This window comes from Pseudomonas sp. HOU2, assembly GCF_040729435.1.
GTDB lineage: Bacteria > Pseudomonadota > Gammaproteobacteria > Pseudomonadales > Pseudomonadaceae > Aquipseudomonas.
The window spans coordinates 5,082,596-5,102,286 of sequence record NZ_CP160398.1 but is presented as its reverse complement, the minus strand read 5'-3'; the positions used below and the strand labels follow the sequence as shown (position 1 = coordinate 5,102,286).

Here is a 19,691-nt window from a genome sequence, read left to right as displayed (position 1 = left end):
ATCAACCCTCCTTCGCTGGGGTCGGTGCCGATTGACCACTGTCTTTCAGCGCTTTGGTCACTTCCGGCGGCATGTACTTCTCGTCGTGCTTGGCCAGCACTTCGTCGGCCACCACTACGCCGTCAGCGTTGAGTTTGCCCAGGGCGACGATGCCCTGCCCTTCGCGGAACAGATCCGGGAGGATGCCGCGATAGGTGATGGTCACGGCTTTGTTGAAGTCGGTGACGACGAATTTGACGTCCAGTGAGTCCGGCGAGCGCTGCAGCGAGCCCTTCTCGACCATGCCGCCGGCGCGGATCCGCGTGTCGTGCGGCGCTTCGCCGTTGGCGATCTGGGTCGGTGTGTAAAACAGGTTGATGTTTTCCTGCAGGGCGCTGAGGGCCAGGCCGACGGCGGCGCCGACCCCGACCAGGATCGCCAGAATGAGGGTCAGACGTTTTTTGCGCAGCGGATTCACTTGCCGTTCTCCCGGCGCAGACGACGCGCCTCTTGTTGCAGATAGCGCTTGCGGGCCGCGATCGGGGCGACCACGTTGAGGATCAGCACCGCCAGACAGATGCCGTAGGCCGACCAGACGTACAGGCCATGATGGCCCATGGCGAGGAAGTCGCCGAATGAAGCGAAACTCATCGCACGGCCTCCAGACTGTTCTGCACTTCTTCCTTGACCCAACTGGCGCGGGCTTCGCGCTTGAGCACTTCAAGGCGCATGCGCAACAACAGCACGGCGCCGAAGAAGCAGTAGAACCCCAGCACCGTCAGCAGCAGCGGCAGCCACATTTCGGCAGGCATCGCCGGTTTTTCCGTGAGGGTGAAGGTCGCGCCCTGGTGCAGGGTGTTCCACCACTCCACCGAGTATTTGATGATCGGAATGTTGATCACCCCGACGATCGCCAGCACCGCGCAGGCCTTGGCGGCGCTGTCGCGGTTGCTGATGGCGTTGCCCAGCGCAATCACCCCGAAGTACAGGAACAGCAGAATCAGCATCGACGTCAGCCGCGCATCCCAGACCCACCACGAGCCCCAGGTCGGCTTGCCCCAAATCGCGCCGGTGACCAACGCCACGGCAGTCATCCACGCGCCAATCGGCGCCGCACATTGCAGGGCGACGTCAGCCAGTTTCATCTTCCACACCAGCCCGACCACGCCGCACACCGCCAGCATCACGTAGATCGACTGCGCGAGCATCGCCGCCGGCACGTGGATGTAGATGATGCGAAAGCTGTTGCCCTGCTGATAATCCGGCGGCGCGAAGGCCAGGCCCCAGACCACGCCAACGCTGATCAGCAGCAACGCTGCGATGCTCAGCCACGGCAGAAACCTGCTGCTGATGCCGTAGAACCACTTGGGCGAGCCGAGCTTGTGAAACCAGGTCCAGTTCATACTGTTTCCATCACGGGTGCCGCTCATCGGTGTGAGCAGTCTCAGGGTCTTTGCTGGTTAAATTTTAACCAGACCTCATTATTCGCCGACGCTGATCTTCAGGCCAGCAGCTATTGCAAAAGGTGTCAGGGTGATCGCCAGGGCGGTCAGGCTACCCAGCCACAGCAGATACCCGGTCGCCGGCATGCCTTGCAAGGCGGCCTGCAAGGCGCCACTGCCCAGGATCAAAACCGGGATGTACAACGGCAGAATCAGCAACGCCAGCAACAGGCCGCCGCGTTTCAAACCAACCGTCAGCGCCGCGCCCACTGCGCCGAGCAAACTCAGCACCGGTGTACCCAGCAGCAACGACAACAGCAACACCGGCAGGCAGGCGACCGGCAAACCAAGCATCAACGCCAGCAACGGCGAGAGCAGAACCAGTGCCAGTCCCGAGAACAGCCAGTGTGCCAGCACCTTGGCCAGCACCAGTAGGGGCAGCGGGTGCGGCGAAAGGACCCACTGTTCCAGGGAGCCATCTTCGAAATCACTGCGAAACAATCCGTCCAGCGAAAGCAGGACCGACAACAGCGCGGCCACCCAGACTAACCCCGGGGACAGGTTTTGCAAGACTTGAGTTTCCGGGCCGACGGCCAGCGGGAACAAGGCAATGACGATGGCGAAGAAAATCAGCGGATTGGCCAGTTCCGCCGGGCGACGAAACAGCAGGCGGGACTCACGGGCGACCAGCAGGCCGAACACACTCATACTGCCCAGTTCCCCAGATCGATATCGCGATAACCGGCCGGCATGCGGCTCAACGTGTGGTGCGTGGTCAACACCACCAGACCGCCGCGTTCGCAGTGCCCGGCCAGGTGTTCTTCGAGTTGTGCCACGCCCTGTTTGTCGAGCGCGGTGAACGGCTCGTCGAGAATCCACAGCGGCGGGCTGTCCAGATACAACCGTGCCAGCGCCACGCGGCGTTGCTGACCGGCGGACAGGGTGTGGCAGGGAACATCTTCGAAACCGCGCAATCCTACTGCAGCCAATGCCTGCCAGATCGCCTCGCGCTCGGCGGGCCGATGCAGGGCGCAGAGCCAGGACAGGTTCTCTTCCGGGGTCAGCAGGTCCTTGATCCCGGCGGCGTGGCCGATCCACAACAGGTTGCGCGCCAGTTCGCTCGGCTGGGCCGTCAAAGGATGACCGTTGAGCAGCACCTGACCGCTGGTCGGCTGCATCAACCCGGACAACAGGCGCAGCAGACTGGTTTTTCCGCTGCCGTTGGGGCCGCTGATCTGCACCATATCGCCACTGGCCAGTCGCAATTCGAGATTTTCGAAGAGCAGCCGCAAGTCTCGCTCACAGGCAAGGGCAACGGTTTGCAGGACAGGACTGGTCAAGGGATCACGGGCCTTATACGGTTCAAGTCGGCTCTGGCGCGGCCGTTAAAGAGATGCAGGATAAATGCAATGACGGTGCGAACCAGAGAGCTGGATCAAACAATTGCTATGTTTTCTGAACGAAGCGCAAGACGCGCGGCATTATACATGCCGTGCCTTACTCTCAAGAGTGCAATTTCCTCAGGTTGTGTCCGCGTATGACAGGCGAAATGAACATCCTCCCGCTCCCGCCCACCACCCCGGCGAACGCGCGTCCGCTGGCGATGAGCGGTGAGTTGCTCAAGCTGCTGACCCCGGTCGAAGGCTTGATCGGCGCCGGGCAAAGCGCCCAGGCCGAGGTGTTGTCACTCAAGCAGGCGGATCAGACCTTTCAACTGCTGCTCAAGGTCACCGTCGACGGCGGTCGGCAGACCACCGTGCAAGCCAGCAGCAACCTGCCGTTGCCGACCGGCACCAACCTGGCCGTCACTCAGCCGTCGGCGGGCAATCTGGCGATCACCGTGCAACAGGCCATCGCCAGCAACGTCGCCGCCCTCACCCGCATCGATACGGCGCAGCTGCCGGTTGGTACGCTGCTGCAAGGCAAGGTGCTGACCTCGCAGACACTGCCGCAGGTGCCGGGGCAGCCGACGGTGTACCGTTCGCTGGTGAGCCTGCTCAACACCGCGCAAAGTGGCGCCACACTGGACATCGACAGCCCGACGCCGCTGCGCATCGGCACCCTGCTCTCGGCACTGGTCGAAGACTCGCAAACCCTCAAGTTCGTGCCACTGAGCAGCCGTCAGGAGCAATTGGCCGTGAGCCAACAACTGCTCGGCCAGCAGACTCGCCAAGGTTCGCTGGACGGTTTGCTCAACGCCTTGCAAAACCTGCCGGCCGACGACGATCAGACCTCGCAGGATCTGCGCGCTGCCGTCGTGCGCCTGCTCGCCAACCTGCCGGATGTGCAGCAGATGAGCACCGCCAAAGGCGTGGCCCTGGCTCTGGCCAACAGCGGTGCCTTTCTCGAAGCCAAATTGCTGAGCGGACAGAATCCGGCGCTGGCCCCGGACATGAAAGCCGATCTGCTCAAGTTGATCGCGCAGCTGTCGCCGGGTGCGCCGGGCAATGCCAGTTTCAACGCGATCATCGCCGCCAACACCCTGGCGCAAGCGCTGCCGAGTTTCGTGCGCAACGCCCTCGGCACCCTCGGTCAGGTCAGCGCCAAGCCCGTGCCGAGCAGTTTCCCCCTGCCCGACCGTCTGCTGCAAAGTCTCGACGGCGAAGGCGATCTGGAGCATCTGCTGCGCCTCGCAGCAGCCGCCGTGTCGCGCCTGCAAAGCCATCAGCTGTCGAGTCTGGAACAGACCGGGGTCACCGACGACGGCCGTCTGCTCAGCACCTGGCAGCTGGAAATCCCCATGCGCAACCTGCAGGACATCGTGCCGTTGCAGGTCAAGTTTCAGCGCGAAGAAGCGCCGGAAAGAGAACCGCAACCCAACGAACGCCGCAACGAGCGCGAACCCAGACAGCAGCTGTGGCGCGTCGATCTGGCCTTCGACATGGAGCCGCTGGGGCCGATGCAGATTCAGGCGCAGTTGATTGCCGGCAGCCTGTCGAGCCAGCTCTGGGCCGAGCGCCCGTACACCGCCGACCTGATCGAAACCAATCTGTTCGCCCTGCGCCAGCGCCTGCTCGATCGCGGCCTGAACGTCGGCGATCTCGATTGCCACCTCGGCACCCCGCCGCAAGGCAACCAAACCCGCCTCGAACACCGCTGGGTCGACGAAACCGCATGAACGATTCCACTGCTCCACGCCAGGCCATCGCCCTCAAATACGACGGCAACCACGCCCCGACCCTCACCGCCAAGGGCGACGAGGAACTGGCCGAAGAAATCCTGCGCATCGCCCGCGACTGCGAAGTGCCGATCTATGAAAACGCCGAGCTGGTGCGGCTGTTGGCGCGCATGGAGCTGGGCGACAGCATCCCCGAGGAGCTGTATCGCACAATCGCCGAGATCATCGCGTTTGCGTGGAATCTGAAGGGGAAATTCCCCGAGGGGCACGACCCGGATGCGCCGATGGTCGAGAAGGACATCACCGCACGTGGGGATGATTATTAGCCTTGAAAGCAAAAGATCGCAGCCTGCGGCAGCTCCTACAGGGAAACGCGAGTCCCGATGTAGGAGCTGCCGCAGGCTGCGATCTTTTGATCTTCAGCTTCTGTGCAATTTGCGCATCAACTCCGCCTCAGCCTGGGTCAAGCCGCAGGACTGGGTCAGCTCATCAACGCTCGCGCCCATGCCCACCAGTTTCGCCGCCTGGGCGAACGACAGGCTCGACGGGTCGCGCTGCTCCAGCGCAACTATCTTGTCCGGCAACGGGCCGACGACCGAGCGCAGCTCGTGCAGGGCTTCGCCCATGCGCACGTTGCCGTTCTGATAGTCGTCGACACGCTTGGCCAGATCCTTGATGCGCTGATCACGCAGCGCATCGCCCTGGGCCTGTTGCGCAGCGATTACGCGCTGCGCCTTGATGTACGCCAGAAACATTGCCAGCGTGCCTGCCCAGAAGAGGAACAGGACAATGACCGCAACCTCGAGAATCAATCAGATGCTCTCCAGTTCCGACCATTCTTCTTCGCTCATCATCTTGTCCAGCTCGACCAGGATCAGCAGTTCGTTGTTCTTGTTGCACACGCCCTGGATGAACTTGGCCGACTCTTCGTTACCGACGTTCGGCGCGGTCTCGATTTCCGACTGACGCAGGTAAACCACTTCGGCCACGCTGTCGACCATGATCCCGACCACTTGCTTGTCGGCCTCGATGATGACGATACGGGTGTTGTCGCTGATCTCGCCGCTGTTCAGGCCGAAGCGCTGACGGGTGTCGATCACGGTGACCACGTTACCGCGCAGGTTGATGATGCCCAGCACGTAGCTTGGCGCACCCGGTACCGGAGCAATTTCGGTGTAACGCAGGACTTCCTGAACGCGCATCACGTTGATGCCGTAGGTTTCGTTGTCCAGCTTGAAGGTCACCCATTGCAGGATCGGATCTTCAGAACCTTTTGCATTCGTCGCCTGACTACTCATACCCTGACCCCTCGAAAAAACCGCACTGGGCGGTGTGTGTTCTGTGTGGAGGCATTGAAAATGCCTTCGCCTGACTGTTATGTCGGCTGCTATGTCGATTTATGTAGCGGCTTGTGACCGCCCAAGTGCTTTGCCCCGCCGCTGGCGATCAACTCGGCCAGCGCGGCTACATCAAGTAATGCACACATGTGCTCGATCACCGTGCCGGCGAGCCATGGCCGCTGACCCCGGTGACTTCTCCATTTGATTTCATTCGGATCCAGACGCAACGAACGGCTGACCTGATGCACCGCCAGGCCCCATTCGTAACCTTGTACCGAAATCACATACTGCAAGCCCTGACGGAAGTCATCGCGATAGCGATCCGGCATGACCCAGCGCGCGGTGTCCAACACTTTCAGGTTGCCGGCCTGGCTCGGCAGAATCCCGAGGAACCATTCCGGCTGCCCGAACAGCGGCGTCAACTCGTGGCCGGCCAGCGAATAGATCGAACCGAGGCACACCAGCGGCACCGCCAGGGTAAGGCCGGCAACATCGAACAACAGGCATTCGAAGGCTTCGGCAGCCCAGGCCGGACGGCCATCGGTGTCCACCGGAGGCGGCGTGTTGCTCGGCGGCAAATGCACTTCCACCACCGGAGGCACCAGCGTCTGCTCGACGGGTGCGGGCGCAACCGGAGCAGGTTCGACCACCACCGGCTCCGGCGCGGTTTTCAGCAATTGGGTTTGCAACAGCGGTGCGAGTGTCGACACCGGCGCGCGCGGCGGCTCGGCTTCTTCGATCAATGCCACCGGTGCTTTAGCAACGGGCGCCACGGCAGGCGCGGCAACCGGGGCGGCAGGCTTGGCGGCTTTCTGCGCATCACGCGCCTGCTCTTCCAGCACCGCTGCCTGGAACTCGTCCAGCGTCGCAGCACTTTCGACCACCTCGACCGGCGCCTCGACCTGCAACTCGTCAGGAATCTCCTGCAGCAAGCTGTCCAGATAGGACTGCAATGCCAACTGCGGCTTCGACGTTAACTTCACCGGCCGATTCATACACAACTCCCTGTAGGAGCTGCCGCAGGTTCGGTGCCGCGTTCGGACGATCTTTTGATCTTTTCAGAAGCCACGCAAAACCGGATCAAAAGATCGCAGCCTGCGGCAGCTCCTACAGAGGTCAACGTCATTCAAGCCACCTGCGGAACAAGTTGTTGCGCCAGCAGATGCTTGAGCAGCGCGCGATAAGCCAGCACGCCACGGCTCTTACCATCGAATTGCGAAGGTGTGACCCCGGCCCGGCTGGCGTCGCGCAGACGGGTATCGACCGGGATGTAACCCTGCCAGATCTCTTCCGGAAACTTGTCGCGCAGTACGCGCAGAGTGCCCAGCGACGCCTGGGTGCGGCGGTCGAACAGGGTCGGTACGATGCTGAACGGCAGCGCCTGTTTGCGCGAGCGGTTGATCATCGCCAGGGTGTTGACCATGCGCTCCAGACCTTTGACGGCCAGGTGCTCGGTCTGCACCGGGATCACCAGTTGCTGGCTCGCGGCCAGGGCGTTGACCATCAGCACGCCGAGCAACGGCGGGCTGTCGATGATCGCGTAATCGAAGTCCTGCCACAGCTGCGCCAGACTCTTGGCGATCACCAGGCCCAGACCACTCTGCCCCGGCGACTGACGCTCAAGGGTGGCGAGTGCGGTGCTGGACGGCAACAGGGAAATGCGTTCGTCGCTGGTCGACAGCAGCAACTGCCCGGGCAAGCCTTGCGGCACGCTGCCCTTGTGCAGAAACAGGTCGTAGTTGCTGTGTTCCAGGCTGTCGGGGTCGTAGCCGAAATAGCTGGTCATCGAGCCGTGCGGGTCGAGATCGACCACAACCACGCGCTTGCCCGCCTCCGCCAGCAATCCGGCTAAAGCGATGGAAGATGTGGTTTTACCGACACCACCCTTTTGATTGGCGACTGCCCAGACTCTCATTCGGTTCGTTCCTCCCGGCCGAGATGCTCGACCGAGACATAGCTCAGCGTATTAATGCGGGCGACGGAGAATTGACGGCACTCTCGCGTCCCGGCGTCTTGACCGGGGACGGTGCAGTTTGTGTGCCAGCACGCTTCAATGCCGCGTCCGGTTGTGCATTGGCGGTACCGGTGCCGGTCAGACTGCGGCGCACATCGAGATTGCGCGACACCACCAGCACCACACGACGGTTTTTCGCCCGGCCTTCGGCAGTGGCGTTATTGGCCACCGGCTGAAACTCGCCATACCCCACCGAAGCCAGACGGCCAGGATTCACGCCCTGCATCGCCAGCATGCGGACGATGCTCGCCGAGCGCGCCGAGGACAGCTCCCAGTTGGTCGGATACTGCGCGGTACGGATCGGCTGATCGTCGGTGAAGCCTTCGACGTGGATCGGGTTGTCGAACGGTTTGAGGATCGCCGCGACCTTGTCGATGATGTTGAACGCGATATCACTCGGCATCGCGTCGCCGCTGCCGAACAACAGGCTGGAGTTGAGTTCGATCTCGACCCACAACTCGTTGCCGCGCACGGTCATCTGGTTGGAGCTGATCAAGTCGCCGAACGCGGCACTGATGTCATCGGCAATGCTTTTCAGCGGATCGCTGGCCCCGGCGATACCGGCGTCAACCTGCTCGCTGTCCTTGACCAGCGGCTTGGCCGGGGTCACGGTTTTTGGGCGTTCCTCCCCGATCGGGATCGGCTTGAGCGAGCGATCGGAGTCGGTGAAAACCCCGATCAGCGCTTCGGAAATGACCTTGTACTTGCCTTCGTTGATCGACGAGATCGAGTACATCACCACGAAGAACGCGAACAGCAGCGTGATGAAATCCGCGTAGGACACGAGCCAGCGCTCGTGATTAACGTGTTCTTCCTGATGCCTGCGGCGAGCCATAGTCCATTACCCCCATCAATCCATGAAGCCCTGAAGCTTCAGCTCGATAGAGCGAGGGTTTTCACCTTCGGCGATCGACAAAATACCTTCCAACAACATTTCGCGATAACGCGACTGCCGCAACGCGATTGACTTGAGCTTGGCCGCCACCGGCAGCAACACCAGGTTGGCACTGGCCACGCCATAGATGGTCGCGACGAATGCCACGGCAATGCCGCTACCCAATTGGGTCGGATCAGCGAGGTTGCCCATCACATGAATCAGGCCCATCACCGCACCGATGATGCCGATGGTCGGCGCGTAGCCGCCCATGCTTTCGAAGACTTTGGCAGCCTCGATGTCGCGCGCTTCCTGGGTGTAGAAATCCACTTCGAGGATGCTGCGGATCGCTTCCGGCTCAGCACCGTCGACCAGCAATTGCAGGCCCTTGCGCGAGTAGTTGTCCGGTTCGGCATCGGCGACGCCTTCCAGGCCGAGCAAGCCTTCCTTGCGTGCGGTGAGACTCCAGTTGACCACGCGGTCGATGCCGCCGGCCAGGTCCACGCGCGGTGGAAACAGGATCCAGGCGAGAATCTGCATGGCGCGCTTGAAGGCGCTCATCGGCGATTGCAGCAGCGCTGCACCGATGGTGCCACCGAGCACGATCAGCGCGGCCGGGCCGTTGGCCAGCGCGCCGAGGTGACCGCCTTCAAGGAAGTTGCCGCCGATGATGGCGACGAACGCCAGGATAATCCCGATAAGGCTTAGAACATCCATCAGATACACGCCTCGACGATGTGCTTGCCGATGTCGTCCAGGCCGTAGACCGCGTCAGCCAGATCGGCTTTGACGATGGCCATCGGCATGCCGTAGATCACGCAGCTTGCCTCATCCTGCGCCCACACCGAGCTGCCGCCCTGCTTGAGCAGACGTGCGCCTTCACGGCCGTCGGCGCCCATGCCGGTGAGCACCACCGCCAGAACTTTGTCACCGTAAGACTTGGCTGCAGAACCGAAGGTGATGTCCACGCACGGTTTGTAATTCAGACGCTCGTCGCCCGGGAGGATTTTCACCGCGCCACGGCCGTCGATCATCATCTGCTTGCCACCCGGGGCCAGCAGCGCCAGGCCCGGACGCAGGATGTCGCCATCCTCGGCTTCCTTGACGCTGATGCGGCACAGCTTGTCCAGGCGCTCGGCAAACGCCTTGGTGAACGCCGCCGGCATGTGCTGGATCAGCACGATCGGCGCCGGGAAGTTCGCCGGCAATTGGGTCAGCACCCGTTGCAGGGCAACCGGGCCGCCGGTCGAAGTACCGATGGCAACCAGTTTGTAGGCTTTGCGTTTCGGTGCCGGCGACGACGCGCTGGCGGCTGGCGCACGCGCAGGTGCTGGAGCCGGCGATGGACGCGTCGGTGCAGCAGCGCTGTGGCTGCTGAAACTCGAAGCCGCCGGGGCTGGCGCAGGCGTCGGTGCCGCGGCCGGAGCCGGCGCACTGTAGGCACTGAAGCGACGATTGCTGCGCGATATGCTGTGGACCTTCTCGCACAGCAGTTGCTTGACCTTCTCGGGGTTGCGCGAGATGTCTTCGAAATTCTTCGGCAGGAAATCCACCGCGCCGGCGTCCAGCGCATCCAGGGTGACCCGGGCGCCTTCGTGCGTCAGCGAGGAGAACATCAACACCGGGGTCGGGCAGCGCTGCATGATGTGCCGCACCGCCGTGATGCCATCCATCATCGGCATCTCGTAGTCCATGGTGATCACGTCCGGCTTGAGGGCCAGGGCCTGATCGATCGCCTCTTTACCGTTGGTGGCCGTACCGACCACCTGGATGCTCGGATCCGCTGAAAGAATTTCCGAGACGCGGCGGCGGAAAAAACCCGAATCGTCCACCACCAGGACTTTGACTGCCATAAACACTCCATTAGGTGCAGCGGGACGTCGTCGCCCCGCTGCCCCGGATTCAAATACGCTTCGTCGCGTAACGCTTGAGCATGCTTGGAACATCGAGAATCAGCGCGATGCGGCCGTCACCGGTGATGGTGGCGCCGGACATGCCCGGAGTGCCCTGCAGCATTTTGCCCAATGGCTTGATGACCACTTCTTCCTGGCCGACCAGTTGATCGACGACGAAGCCGATCCGCTGGGTGCCCACCGAAAGGATCACCACATGGCCTTCGCGCTGCTCTTCGTGAGCGGCGGAGCTGACCAGCCAGCGCTTGAGGTAGAACAATGGCAGCGCCTTGTCCCGCACGATCACCACTTCCTGGCCATCCACCACGTTGGTGGTCGACAGGTCGAGGTGGAAGATTTCGTTGACGTTGACCAATGGGAACGCAAACGCCTGATTGCCGAGCATCACCATCAGGGTCGGCATGATCGCCAGCGTCAGCGGCACCTTGATGACGATCTTCGAGCCCTGGCCCTTGGTCGAGTAGATGTTGATCGAACCGTTGAGCTGGGAAATCTTGGTCTTCACCACGTCCATGCCGACACCGCGGCCGGACACGTCGGAGATCTCGGTCTTGGTCGAGAAACCCGGGGCGAAAATCAGGTTGTAGCACTCGGTATCGCTCAGGCGATCGGCCGCGTCCTTGTCCATCACACCGCGTTTTACCGCGATCGAACGCAGCACGTTCGGGTCCATGCCCTTGCCGTCGTCGGAGATCGACAACAGGATGTGGTCGCCTTCCTGCTCGGCGGCCAGTACCACGCGACCGCCACGGGCCTTGCCTGAAGCTTCGCGTTCTTCCGGCGACTCGATACCGTGGTCAACCGCGTTGCGCACCAAGTGGACCAGCGGGTCGGCCAGGGCCTCGACAAGGTTTTTGTCGAGGTCGGTTTCTTCACCCACCAGTTCCAGGTTGATCTCTTTCTTGAGCTGACGCGCGAGGTCGCGAACCAGACGCGGGAAGCGCCCGAAGACCTTCTTGATCGGCTGCATCCGGGTCTTCATCACTGCGGTCTGCAAGTCAGCCGTGACCACGTCGAGGTTCGACACGGCCTTGGACATGGCTTCGTCGCCGCTGTTGAGACCCAGGCGCACCAGGCGGTTACGCACCAGTACCAGTTCGCCGACCATGTTCATGATTTCGTCGAGACGCGCGGTATCGACCCGCACGGTGGTCTCGGCTTCGCTCGCCGGTTTTTCCGGTGGCGGCGCCGCGGCAGCGCGGGCAGGGGCCGGTGCAGCAGCGGCGGCCGGTTTTGGCGCTTCGGCCTTCGGCTCAGGCTTGGGTGCAGCCTTCGGCGCAGCGGCTGGAGCGGCAGCAGCCTTGGCGGCAGATGCAGCCACGGTCGATGCGGTGCCCGCAGCAGCGGCGCCAACGTCGGTGAACTTGCCTTTGCCGTGCAATTCGTCGAGCAGCGATTCGAATTCGTGATCGCTGATCAGATCGCTGCCGGCAGCGGCGGCCGCCGGTGCGGCAGGCGCAACCGGTGCCGAGGCGATCGCCGACTCCAGCGCTTCCACGGCAAAGTTGCCCTTGCCATGCAACTGATCGAGCAGTGCTTCGAATTCGTCGTCGGTGATGTCCGAGCTGTCGCCCGCCGCCGGTGCCGCCGCAGCGGCTGCCGTCGGTGCCACGGCGTCCGGCGCGAACTGGCCTTTGCCGTGCAACTGATCGAGCAAGGACTCGAATTCAGCGTCGGTGATTTCATCGCTGGCGGCCGCATCGGCAACCGGCGCAGATGCCACAGCAATCGGCGCTTCGGCTTCGGCCTTGACGGCGTTCAGCGAATCGAGCAGCTGTTCGAATTCGTTATCGGTGATGTCGCCCGAATCGCTCGAATCGCCTTCGACGACCAGCTCTTCGATCATCTCGGCCACCGGCGAAGCCGGGGCTTCGTCAGCCGATTGCGGTTCGGCCAGACGCGCCAGCGCGGCCAGCAGTTCCGGGGTAGCGGCAGTGATCGGTGCACGTTCACGGACTTCGCTGAACATGCTGTTCACCGCGTCCAGTGCTTCAAGCACCACGTCCATCAGTTCTGCATCAACGCGACGCTCACCCTTGCGCAGGATGTCGAACACGTTTTCGGCGATGTGACAGCACTCCACCAGCTCATTGAGCTGAAGGAAGCCGGCGCCCCCTTTTACAGTGTGGAAACCGCGAAAAATTGCGTTGAGCAGATCTGCGTCATCCGGGCGGCTTTCCAGCTCGACCAGTTGTTCGGACAGTTGCTCAAGAATCTCGCCGGCCTCAACCAGGAAATCCTGAAGGATCTCTTCATCGGCGCCGAAGCTCATTAATGGGGTGCTCCTACAGGTCTAAAAACCTAAAACTCAAAATCCAAGGCTGGATAACAAATCGTCCACATCGTCCTGACCGGACACAACGTCTTCTCGTTTATCGGCATGAATCTGCGGACCTTCACCCTGCGAGAGATGTTTTTGTGGATCTTTTTCTGCAAGCATCGCGGCGCGGTCGTGTTCGATGCCCGCAAAGCGGTCCACCTGACTGGCCATGAGGACGAGTTTGAGCAAATTGCTTTCGACTTCGGTGACCAGCTGGGTCACACGCTTGATCACTTGACCGGTGAGGTCCTGATAATCCTGAGCCAGCAGGATGTCGTTCAGATTGCTCGACACCGCACGGTTGTCCGTGCTGCTGCGTGACAGAAAACCGTCGACCCGGCGCGCCAGCTCGCGGAACTCTTCAGCCCCGACCTCGCGACGCATGAAGCGGCCCCAATCGGTGCTCAGCGCCTGGGCTTCTTCAGCCAGGCCATTGACCACCGGCGTGGCGCTTTCCACCAGATCCATGGTGCGGTTGGCCGCGGCTTCGGTCAGCTTGACCACATAGCCCAGGCGTTCGGTGGCGTCGGTGATTTGCGACACTTCCTCGGCCTGCGGCATGTGCGGATCGATCTGGAAATTGACGATCGCACTGTGCAGTTCGCGTGTGAGCTTGCCCACTTCCTGATACAGGCCGCGGTCACGGGTCTGATTGAGCTCATGGATCAGTTGCACAGCGTCGCCGAACCTGCCTTTTTCAAGGCTCTCGACCAGTTCGACCGCGTGTTTTTTCAGGGTCGACTCGAAATCGCCCTGTGAAGATTCGTTATGCTCCATAGCTCCCCCGCGCGTCATCAGCCGATGCGTTCGAAAATCTTCTCGATTTTGTCTTTCAACGCCTGAGCCGTGAAAGGTTTGACCACGTAGCCGTTCACACCGGCCTGAGCGGCCTCGATGATTTGCTCGCGCTTGGCTTCAGCGGTCACCATCAGCACCGGCAGATGCTTGAGTTTTTCATCGGCACGCACGTGGCGCAGCAAGTCGATACCGGTCATGCCCGGCATGTTCCAGTCCGTTACCAGAAAGTCGATGCTGCCGCTGTTGAGCACCGGAATGGCGGTCGTGCCATCGTCGGCCTCGACGGTGTTGGTGAACCCGAGATCGCGCAGCAGGTTCTTGATGATCCGCCGCATCGTTGAGAAGTCATCAACGATGAGGATTTTCATGTCTTTGTTCAATTCGACCTCCAAGCAGTCTTAAACGCGCCCAGCACCTGGACGCGCCACTTCAATCAATCGGCGCAGCACTCGAAGACTGTCTGGAGCACAACAGAGCAAGACCGGTGCCGTTCATCACCGCACCAGCCTCGTTCGCAGTGTCCCCACACTGCCTTCAGCGCGCTCGCCACTCCCCCAAACGCCCCCGCAAACGGGCCGCGCACTGGCTGTGTAACTGGCTGACCCGCGATTCACTGACGCCAAGGACTTCACCGATTTCCTTGAGGTTCAGTTCTTCGTCGTAGTACAGCGCCAACACCAGTCGCTCACGCTCCGGCAAATTGGCAATCGCGTCCGCCAGCGCCGCCTGGAAGCGTTCATCTTCCAGATCGCGTGACGGCTCAAGATGAGCACTGGCGCCATCCTCGTGCAGCCCTTCGTGTTCGCCGTCCTGCAACAGGTCGTCGAAACTGAACAGCCGGCTGCCCAGGGTGTCATTCAAAATCCCGTAGTAATCGTCGAGACTCAATTGGAGTTCGGCCGCAACCTCGTGATCTTTAGCGTCACGGCCGGTTTTAGCTTCAATTGCGCGAATTGCGTCGCTGACCATACGGGTGTTGCGGTGAACCGAGCGCGGAGCCCAGTCCCCTTTGCGTACTTCGTCGAGCATCGCGCCGCGGATCCGGATGCCCGCGTACGTTTCGAAACTGGCGCCTTTGCTGGCGTCGTATTTGGTCGAGACTTCGAGCAGGCCGATCATCCCGGCCTGAATCAGGTCTTCAACCTGCACACTCGCCGGCAAGCGCGCCAGCAGGTGATAGGCAATGCGCTTGACCAGTGGCGCGTAACGCTCGATCAACTCGTATTGCGCGTCACGTGCCGACTTCTTGTAGTAGTTCATACCGCTCGCGGTCATAACACAGGCCCTGCCGTTTGCTGCACGAGGCGCTCGACGAAAAACTCCAGGTGACCGCGCGGGTTGGCAGGCAGCGGCCAGGTATCGACCTTCTGCGCGATCGCCTTGAATGCCAGCGCGCACTTGGAACGCGGAAAGGCTTCATAGACCGCTCGCTGCTTCTGCACGGCCTTGCGCACGCTTTCGTCGTACGGCACGGCGCCGACGTATTGTAAGGCGACGTCGAGGAAGCGATCCGTGACCTTGGTCAACTTGGCGAACAGATTGCGCCCTTCCTGCGGGCTCTGCGCCATGTTGGCGAGGACGCGGAAGCGGTTCATGCCGTAGTCACGGTTGAGCAGTTTGATCAGCGCGTAGGCGTCGGTGATCGAGGTCGGCTCGTCGCAGACCACCAGCAACACTTCCTGGGCGGCGCGGACAAAACTGACTACCGAGTCACCAATACCCGCAGCGGTGTCGATCACCAGCACATCGAGGTTGTCGCCGATGTCGCTGAAGGCCTGAATCAGACCGGCATGTTGCGCCGGGCTCAGGTGCACCATGCTTTGGGTGCCGGAGGCGGCCGGCACGATGCGGATCCCGCCGGGCCCCTGCAACAGCACGTCGCGCAGCTCGCAGCGGCCTTCGATCACATCGGCCAGAGTACGTTTGGGGGTCAGCCCCAGCAGAACGTCGACGTTCGCCAGCCCCAGATCGGCGTCCAGCAGCATGACCCGACGGCCAAGCTCTGCCAGCGCCAGAGACAAGTTCACTGACACGTTAGTCTTGCCGACGCCACCTTTGCCGCCGGTCACCGCGATCACCTGTACGGGATGCATGCTGCCCATGTTATTTCTTTACCTTGTCTTGCATAGACGGAGGCCACATTACTGGCTGCGCGTTCACAACCGGAACAATGCATGGCAGACCATCGATGTAGGTACAAAAACTGTTCATTACCTCAGCCAACCTGCTTGGTCGGGCTGTGGTAGATATCAGCGAACATGTCAGCCATGGCTTCTTCGCTGGGTTCTTCCTGCATTTGCACGCTGACGGCGCGGCTGACCAGTTGATGACGGCGCGGCAGATGCAGATCATCCGGAATCCGTGGGCCATCGGTCAGGTACGCGACCGGCAGTTCATGACTGATCGCCAGGCTCAACACTTCGCCAAGGCTGGCCGTCTCATCCAGTTTAGTCAGGATGCAGCCGGCAAGCCCGCAACGCTTGTAACTGTGATAAGCGGCGGTTAGAACCTGTTTCTGGCTGGTGGTTGCCAGCACCAGATAATTTTTTGAACGGATGCCACGCCCGGCCAGACTTTCCAGTTGCATGCGCAGGGCCGGATCACTGGCCTGCAGGCCGGCGGTATCGATCAGCACCACGCGTTTGCGCAGCAGCGGATCGAGCGCCTGCACCAGCGACTGGCCCGGATCGACGTGGGTCACCGGCACATTGAGAATCCGCCCCAGGGTCTTCAGCTGTTCCTGGGCACCGATACGGAAACTGTCCATGCTGACCAGCGCCACGTTCTGCGCGCCATACTTGAGCACGTAGCGCGCAGCGAGTTTGGCCAGGGTGGTGGTCTTGCCCATGCCGGCCGGACCGACCATGGCAATCACCCCGCCCTCTTCCAGCGGCTCGACTTCCGGTACGGCAATCATTCGCGCCAGATGCGCGAGCAGCATGCGCCAGGCCTGACGTGGTTCTTCGATGTCAGTGATCATCGCCAGCAGATCGCGCGACAACGGCCCGGACAGACCGATGCGTTGCAGACGGCGATACAGATTGGCTTGGGCCGGACGGCTGCCTTGCAGCTGATTCCAGGCCAGCGTGCCGAGCTGCACTTCCATCAGCTCACGCAGACTGTTCAATTCGAAACGCATCGAATCCAGCGCACGCGGATCGACACCAGCGGCCGCCGGTGCAGGTGCCGGAGCCGGACGCGCCGGGGCGGCGTAAGTCGGTTCGCTCAACGGTTCGGCAGCGGTCAGCGGCAGGCCGGCCGTCAACGGCAGCCCGGCGAACAACTGGCGATTGGTGTTGCCGTCGGCTTCGCCACGCAGGCTCAGCTCGGCCTGGGCGGTAACGATGCGCGACTGGGTCTTGCGCAGCTCGTCCTCGAGCTCCATGTTCGGAACCCGTGGCGCCAGCGCCGACAATTTGTAATCCAGCGCCGCCGTCAGCTCGACGCCGCCGGCAATGCGGCGGTTGCCAATGATGGCGGCATCAGCGCCCAGCTCATCACGAACCAGCTTCATGGCCTGACGCATATCGGCGGCAAAGAAACGCTTAACTTGCATAAACCACTACCTCAGCCGTTGGGCCCTACTGTCGCAACGATGGTCACTTGCTTGTTGTCCGGTATTTCCTGGTAGGCCAGCACGTGCAGCCCTGGAACTGCGAGGCGACCGAAGCGCGAGAGCATCGCGCGGATCGGGCCTGCTACCAACAGAATCACCGGTTGACCTTGCATTTCCTGACGCTGCGCCGCTTCGATGAGCGAACGCTGCAGCTTCTCGGCCATGCTTGGCTCCAGCAGAACGCCCTCTTCAGAGCCTTGTCCTGCCTTCTGCAGACTATTGAGCAATATTTGTTCCAACCTTGGTTCCAAGGTGATCACAGGCAGCTCGGAGTCAGTGCCTACAATGCTTTGGACGATGGCGCGGGATACGCCGACGCGTACTGCGGCCACCAAGGCGGCGGTATCTTGACTCTTGGCGGCGTTGTTGGCGATAGCCTCGGCAATGCTGCGGATATCGCGTACCGGCACGTGTTCGGCGAGCAACGCCTGCAGCACTTTGAGCAACTGCGACAGCGAAACCACCCCCGGCACCAGCTCTTCAGCCAGTTTCGGCGAGCTTTTGGCCAGCAATTGCATGAGTTGCTGCACTTCCTCGTGGCCGATCAGCTCACTGGAGTGCTTGTACAGAATCTGGTTCAAGTGAGTTGCGACCACGGTACTGGCGTCGACCACGGTGTAACCGAGCGATTGTGCCTGCGCACGCTGGCTGACTTCGATCCACACCGCCTCGAGGCCGAAAGCCGGATCTTTGGCGGTAATGCCGTTGAGCGTGCCGTAGACCTGCCCCGGGTTGATCGCCAGTTCGCGATCCGGGTAGATCTCGGCTTCGGCGAGGATCACCCCCATCAGGGTCAGGCGATAGGCGCTCGGCGCCAGATCGAGGTTGTCGCGAATGTGTACGGTCGGCATCAGGAAGCCCAGATCCTGCGAGAGCTTCTTGCGCACGCCCTTGATCCGCGCCAGCAACTGCCCGCCCTGGTTGCGATCTACCAGCGGGATCAGGCGGTAACCGACTTCCAGGCCGATCATGTCGATCGGGGTCACGTCGTCCCAGCCCAGTTCCTTGGTTTCCATGGCGCGGGCCGGCGACGGCAGCAGTTCCTGCTGACGCTGAACCTCTTGCAGCGCCTGCACCTTGGCGACGTTCTGCTTTTTCCAGAACAGATACGCGCCACCGGCAGCCAGCGCGGCCATGCTCAGGAACGAGAAGTGCGGCATGCCCGGGACAAGGCCCATGACCGCCATCAAACCAGCGGCCACCGCCAGGGCTTTTGGCGAGGCGAACATCTGCCGGTTGATCTGTTTGCCCATGTCTTCCGAACCGGAAGCACGGGTCACCATGATCGCTGCCGCTGTCGATAACAACAGTGATGGCAATTGCGCCACCAAACCGTCACCGATGGTCAGCAAGGCGTACACCTTGCCCGCGTCGGCGAAGGTCATGTTGTGCTGGAAGATACCGACGGCCATACCGCCGATGAGGTTGATGAACAGAATCAGCAGGCCGGCGATGGCGTCACCACGGACGAACTTGCTGGCACCGTCCATCGAACCGTAGAACTCGGCCTCTTGCGCGACTTCCTGACGGCGAGCCTTGGCCTGGTTCTGGTCGATCAGACCGGCGTTGAGGTCGGCGTCGATCGCCATTTGTTTGCCGGGCATCGCATCGAGGGTGAAGCGCGCGCTCACCTCGGAAATCCGCCCGGCACCCTTGGTCACCACGACGAAGTTGATGATCATCAGGATCGCGAAGACCACGATACCGACCACGTAGTTACCGCCGATCACCACCTCACCGAAGGCCTGGATCACCTTACCGGCAGCGGCATGGCCGTCCTGACCGTGGAGCATCACCACCCGCGTCGAGGCCACGTTCAACGCCAGCCGCAGCAGCGTCGCCACCAGCAGAATGGTCGGGAACACCGCGAAATCCAGTGGCCGCAGCGCATACACGCAGACCAGCAGGACGACGATCGACAGGGCGATGTTGAAGGTGAAGAACACATCCAGCAGGAACGGCGGCACCGGCAACATCATCATCGCCAGCATGACCAGCAGCAACAACGGCACGCCCAGATTGCCTCGACTGAGGTCGGCAACATTCGAGCGAGCAGTGTTGAATAACTGAGAGCGATCCACCGGTTTTCCCCGTTCCTTTAAAGCAAACTTTTGACGCCCAAAGCAGGCGCACGGCGGCTACTGCAAGAAGCCTTCCAACTTTTGCCGGGGATTGAAATTGAGGTTTATTTCGGGGAATTGTCTTGCCTGAAGCCGGGCGCCATGGAGCCGACCGCAAAACAGTCGCAGGACGGCTGTCACCCTTAGCGCAGGTGAA

21 protein-coding genes are annotated in these 19,691 nt (G+C 61.6%); 2 read left to right on the top strand and 19 right to left on the bottom strand.

What is annotated here, in order from left to right:
• Position 1 precedes the first annotated feature (1 nt).
• The 5 genes from ccmE to ccmA all read right to left on the bottom strand — a co-directional run bounded on the left by ccmE (position 2) and on the right by ccmA (position 2,761).
• A complete protein-coding gene (gene ccmE, locus ABV589_RS23125; protein ID WP_041072935.1) occupies positions 2-457 on the bottom strand; it encodes a cytochrome c maturation protein CcmE in 456 nt (151 codons plus the stop codon).
• Positions 454-630 carry a heme exporter protein CcmD gene (ccmD, locus tag ABV589_RS23120; RefSeq protein WP_003222944.1) on the bottom strand — a complete coding sequence of 59 codons (177 nt, stop codon included), beginning with the start codon at positions 628-630 and terminating at the stop codon, positions 454-456. Before ccmD ends, ccmE begins: the two co-directional genes overlap by 4 nt.
• Positions 627-1,382 carry a heme ABC transporter permease gene (locus tag ABV589_RS23115; RefSeq protein WP_367083864.1) on the bottom strand — a complete coding sequence of 252 codons (756 nt, stop codon included), beginning with the start codon at positions 1,380-1,382 and terminating at the stop codon, positions 627-629. Before ABV589_RS23115 ends, ccmD begins: the two co-directional genes overlap by 4 nt.
• Positions 1,383-1,460: 78 nt before the next feature.
• Complete coding sequence (gene ccmB / locus ABV589_RS23110) at positions 1,461-2,129, bottom strand: heme exporter protein CcmB (protein WP_003222942.1); 669 nt, start codon at positions 2,127-2,129, stop codon at positions 1,461-1,463.
• A complete protein-coding gene (ccmA, locus tag ABV589_RS23105; protein WP_367083863.1) occupies positions 2,126-2,761 on the bottom strand; it encodes a cytochrome c biogenesis heme-transporting ATPase CcmA in 636 nt (211 codons plus the stop codon). The genes ccmB and ccmA overlap by 4 nt, the downstream gene beginning before the upstream one ends.
• Before the next feature lie 197 nt (positions 2,762-2,958).
• On the opposite strand from ccmA, the gene ABV589_RS23100 reads away from it, so the two are divergent.
• Positions 2,959-4,539, top strand: a complete 1,581-nt coding sequence (locus tag ABV589_RS23100; protein WP_367083862.1) for a flagellar hook-length control protein FliK — start codon at positions 2,959-2,961, stop codon at positions 4,537-4,539.
• The gene (locus tag ABV589_RS23095; RefSeq protein ID WP_047292576.1) at positions 4,536-4,865 is read left to right on the top strand and encodes an EscU/YscU/HrcU family type III secretion system export apparatus switch protein; all 330 of its coding nucleotides are present in this window, start codon (positions 4,536-4,538) and stop codon (positions 4,863-4,865) included. Before ABV589_RS23100 ends, ABV589_RS23095 begins: the two co-directional genes overlap by 4 nt.
• Positions 4,866-4,958: 93 nt before the next feature.
• Here ABV589_RS23095 and ABV589_RS23090 read toward each other — a convergent pair whose 3' ends face one another.
• The 14 genes from ABV589_RS23090 to flhA form a co-directional block, all read right to left on the bottom strand.
• The gene (locus tag ABV589_RS23090) at positions 4,959-5,351 is read right to left on the bottom strand and encodes a DUF2802 domain-containing protein (RefSeq protein ID WP_007961680.1); all 393 of its coding nucleotides are present in this window, start codon (positions 5,349-5,351) and stop codon (positions 4,959-4,961) included.
• A complete protein-coding gene (locus ABV589_RS23085) occupies positions 5,352-5,837 on the bottom strand; it encodes a chemotaxis protein CheW (RefSeq protein WP_003222936.1) in 486 nt (161 codons plus the stop codon).
• Between the two features lie 89 nt (positions 5,838-5,926).
• Positions 5,927-6,874, bottom strand: coding sequence for a CheW domain-containing protein (locus tag ABV589_RS23080; RefSeq protein WP_367083861.1), 948 nt, complete (start codon positions 6,872-6,874; stop codon positions 5,927-5,929).
• Positions 6,875-7,005: 131 nt separating this feature from the next.
• Positions 7,006-7,794, bottom strand: coding sequence for a ParA family protein (locus tag ABV589_RS23075; protein WP_003222933.1), 789 nt, complete (start codon positions 7,792-7,794; stop codon positions 7,006-7,008).
• 43 nt (positions 7,795-7,837) lie between these two features.
• Complete coding sequence (gene motD / locus ABV589_RS23070; RefSeq protein WP_007967837.1) at positions 7,838-8,728, bottom strand: flagellar motor protein MotD; 891 nt, start codon at positions 8,726-8,728, stop codon at positions 7,838-7,840.
• 15 nt (positions 8,729-8,743) lie between these two features.
• Positions 8,744-9,484 carry a flagellar motor protein gene (locus ABV589_RS23065; protein WP_007967839.1) on the bottom strand — a complete coding sequence of 247 codons (741 nt, stop codon included), beginning with the start codon at positions 9,482-9,484 and terminating at the stop codon, positions 8,744-8,746.
• Positions 9,484-10,620 carry a chemotaxis response regulator protein-glutamate methylesterase gene (locus ABV589_RS23060; protein ID WP_367083860.1) on the bottom strand — a complete coding sequence of 379 codons (1,137 nt, stop codon included), beginning with the start codon at positions 10,618-10,620 and terminating at the stop codon, positions 9,484-9,486. Before ABV589_RS23060 ends, ABV589_RS23065 begins: the two co-directional genes overlap by 1 nt.
• A gap of 49 nt (positions 10,621-10,669) precedes the next feature.
• Complete coding sequence (locus ABV589_RS23055) at positions 10,670-12,952, bottom strand: chemotaxis protein CheA (RefSeq protein ID WP_367083859.1); 2,283 nt, start codon at positions 12,950-12,952, stop codon at positions 10,670-10,672.
• A gap of 36 nt (positions 12,953-12,988) precedes the next feature.
• Positions 12,989-13,777, bottom strand: a complete 789-nt coding sequence (locus ABV589_RS23050; RefSeq protein WP_027613919.1) for a protein phosphatase CheZ — start codon at positions 13,775-13,777, stop codon at positions 12,989-12,991.
• A 17-nt stretch (positions 13,778-13,794) separates the two neighbouring features.
• Positions 13,795-14,166 carry a chemotaxis response regulator CheY gene (locus tag ABV589_RS23045; protein ID WP_024012118.1) on the bottom strand — a complete coding sequence of 124 codons (372 nt, stop codon included), beginning with the start codon at positions 14,164-14,166 and terminating at the stop codon, positions 13,795-13,797.
• A gap of 166 nt (positions 14,167-14,332) precedes the next feature.
• Complete coding sequence (gene fliA / locus ABV589_RS23040; RefSeq protein WP_003222919.1) at positions 14,333-15,073, bottom strand: RNA polymerase sigma factor FliA; 741 nt, start codon at positions 15,071-15,073, stop codon at positions 14,333-14,335.
• Complete coding sequence (gene fleN, locus ABV589_RS23035; RefSeq protein WP_003222917.1) at positions 15,070-15,900, bottom strand: flagellar synthesis regulator FleN; 831 nt, start codon at positions 15,898-15,900, stop codon at positions 15,070-15,072. Before fleN ends, fliA begins: the two co-directional genes overlap by 4 nt.
• Positions 15,901-16,013: 113 nt before the next feature.
• Complete coding sequence (gene flhF / locus ABV589_RS23030; RefSeq protein WP_095139383.1) at positions 16,014-17,354, bottom strand: flagellar biosynthesis protein FlhF; 1,341 nt, start codon at positions 17,352-17,354, stop codon at positions 16,014-16,016.
• Positions 17,355-17,365: 11 nt separating this feature from the next.
• Complete coding sequence (gene flhA, locus ABV589_RS23025; RefSeq protein ID WP_027613918.1) at positions 17,366-19,495, bottom strand: flagellar biosynthesis protein FlhA; 2,130 nt, start codon at positions 19,493-19,495, stop codon at positions 17,366-17,368.
• Between the last annotated feature and the right edge of the window lie 196 nt (positions 19,496-19,691).

Coding starts and splice junctions, on each gene's coding strand:
- ABV589_RS23045 (WP_024012118.1), bottom strand. CDS start 14,166: ATGAAAATCCTCATCGTTGATGACTTCTCAACGATGCGGCGGATCATC.
- ccmD (WP_003222944.1), bottom strand. CDS start 630: ATGAGTTTCGCTTCATTCGGCGACTTCCTCGCCATGGGCCATCATGGC.
- ccmB (WP_003222942.1), bottom strand. CDS start 2,129: ATGAGTGTGTTCGGCCTGCTGGTCGCCCGTGAGTCCCGCCTGCTGTTT.
- ABV589_RS23085 (WP_003222936.1), bottom strand. CDS start 5,837: ATGAGTAGTCAGGCGACGAATGCAAAAGGTTCTGAAGATCCGATCCTG.
- fliA (WP_003222919.1), bottom strand. CDS start 15,073: ATGACCGCGAGCGGTATGAACTACTACAAGAAGTCGGCACGTGACGCG.
- ABV589_RS23115 (WP_367083864.1), bottom strand. CDS start 1,382: ATGAACTGGACCTGGTTTCACAAGCTCGGCTCGCCCAAGTGGTTCTAC.
- ABV589_RS23065 (WP_007967839.1), bottom strand. CDS start 9,484: ATGGATGTTCTAAGCCTTATCGGGATTATCCTGGCGTTCGTCGCCATC.
- ABV589_RS23060 (WP_367083860.1), bottom strand. CDS start 10,620: ATGGCAGTCAAAGTCCTGGTGGTGGACGATTCGGGTTTTTTCCGCCGC.
- ABV589_RS23055 (WP_367083859.1), bottom strand. CDS start 12,952: ATGAGCTTCGGCGCCGATGAAGAGATCCTTCAGGATTTCCTGGTTGAG.
- flhF (WP_095139383.1), bottom strand. CDS start 17,354: ATGCAAGTTAAGCGTTTCTTTGCCGCCGATATGCGTCAGGCCATGAAG.
- ABV589_RS23095 (WP_047292576.1), top strand. CDS start 4,536: ATGAACGATTCCACTGCTCCACGCCAGGCCATCGCCCTCAAATACGAC.
- ABV589_RS23050 (WP_027613919.1), bottom strand. CDS start 13,777: ATGGAGCATAACGAATCTTCACAGGGCGATTTCGAGTCGACCCTGAAA.
- ABV589_RS23100 (WP_367083862.1), top strand. CDS start 2,959: ATGACAGGCGAAATGAACATCCTCCCGCTCCCGCCCACCACCCCGGCG.
- fleN (WP_003222917.1), bottom strand. CDS start 15,900: ATGGGCAGCATGCATCCCGTACAGGTGATCGCGGTGACCGGCGGCAAA.
- ABV589_RS23080 (WP_367083861.1), bottom strand. CDS start 6,874: ATGAATCGGCCGGTGAAGTTAACGTCGAAGCCGCAGTTGGCATTGCAG.
- motD (WP_007967837.1), bottom strand. CDS start 8,728: ATGGCTCGCCGCAGGCATCAGGAAGAACACGTTAATCACGAGCGCTGG.
- ABV589_RS23075 (WP_003222933.1), bottom strand. CDS start 7,794: ATGAGAGTCTGGGCAGTCGCCAATCAAAAGGGTGGTGTCGGTAAAACC.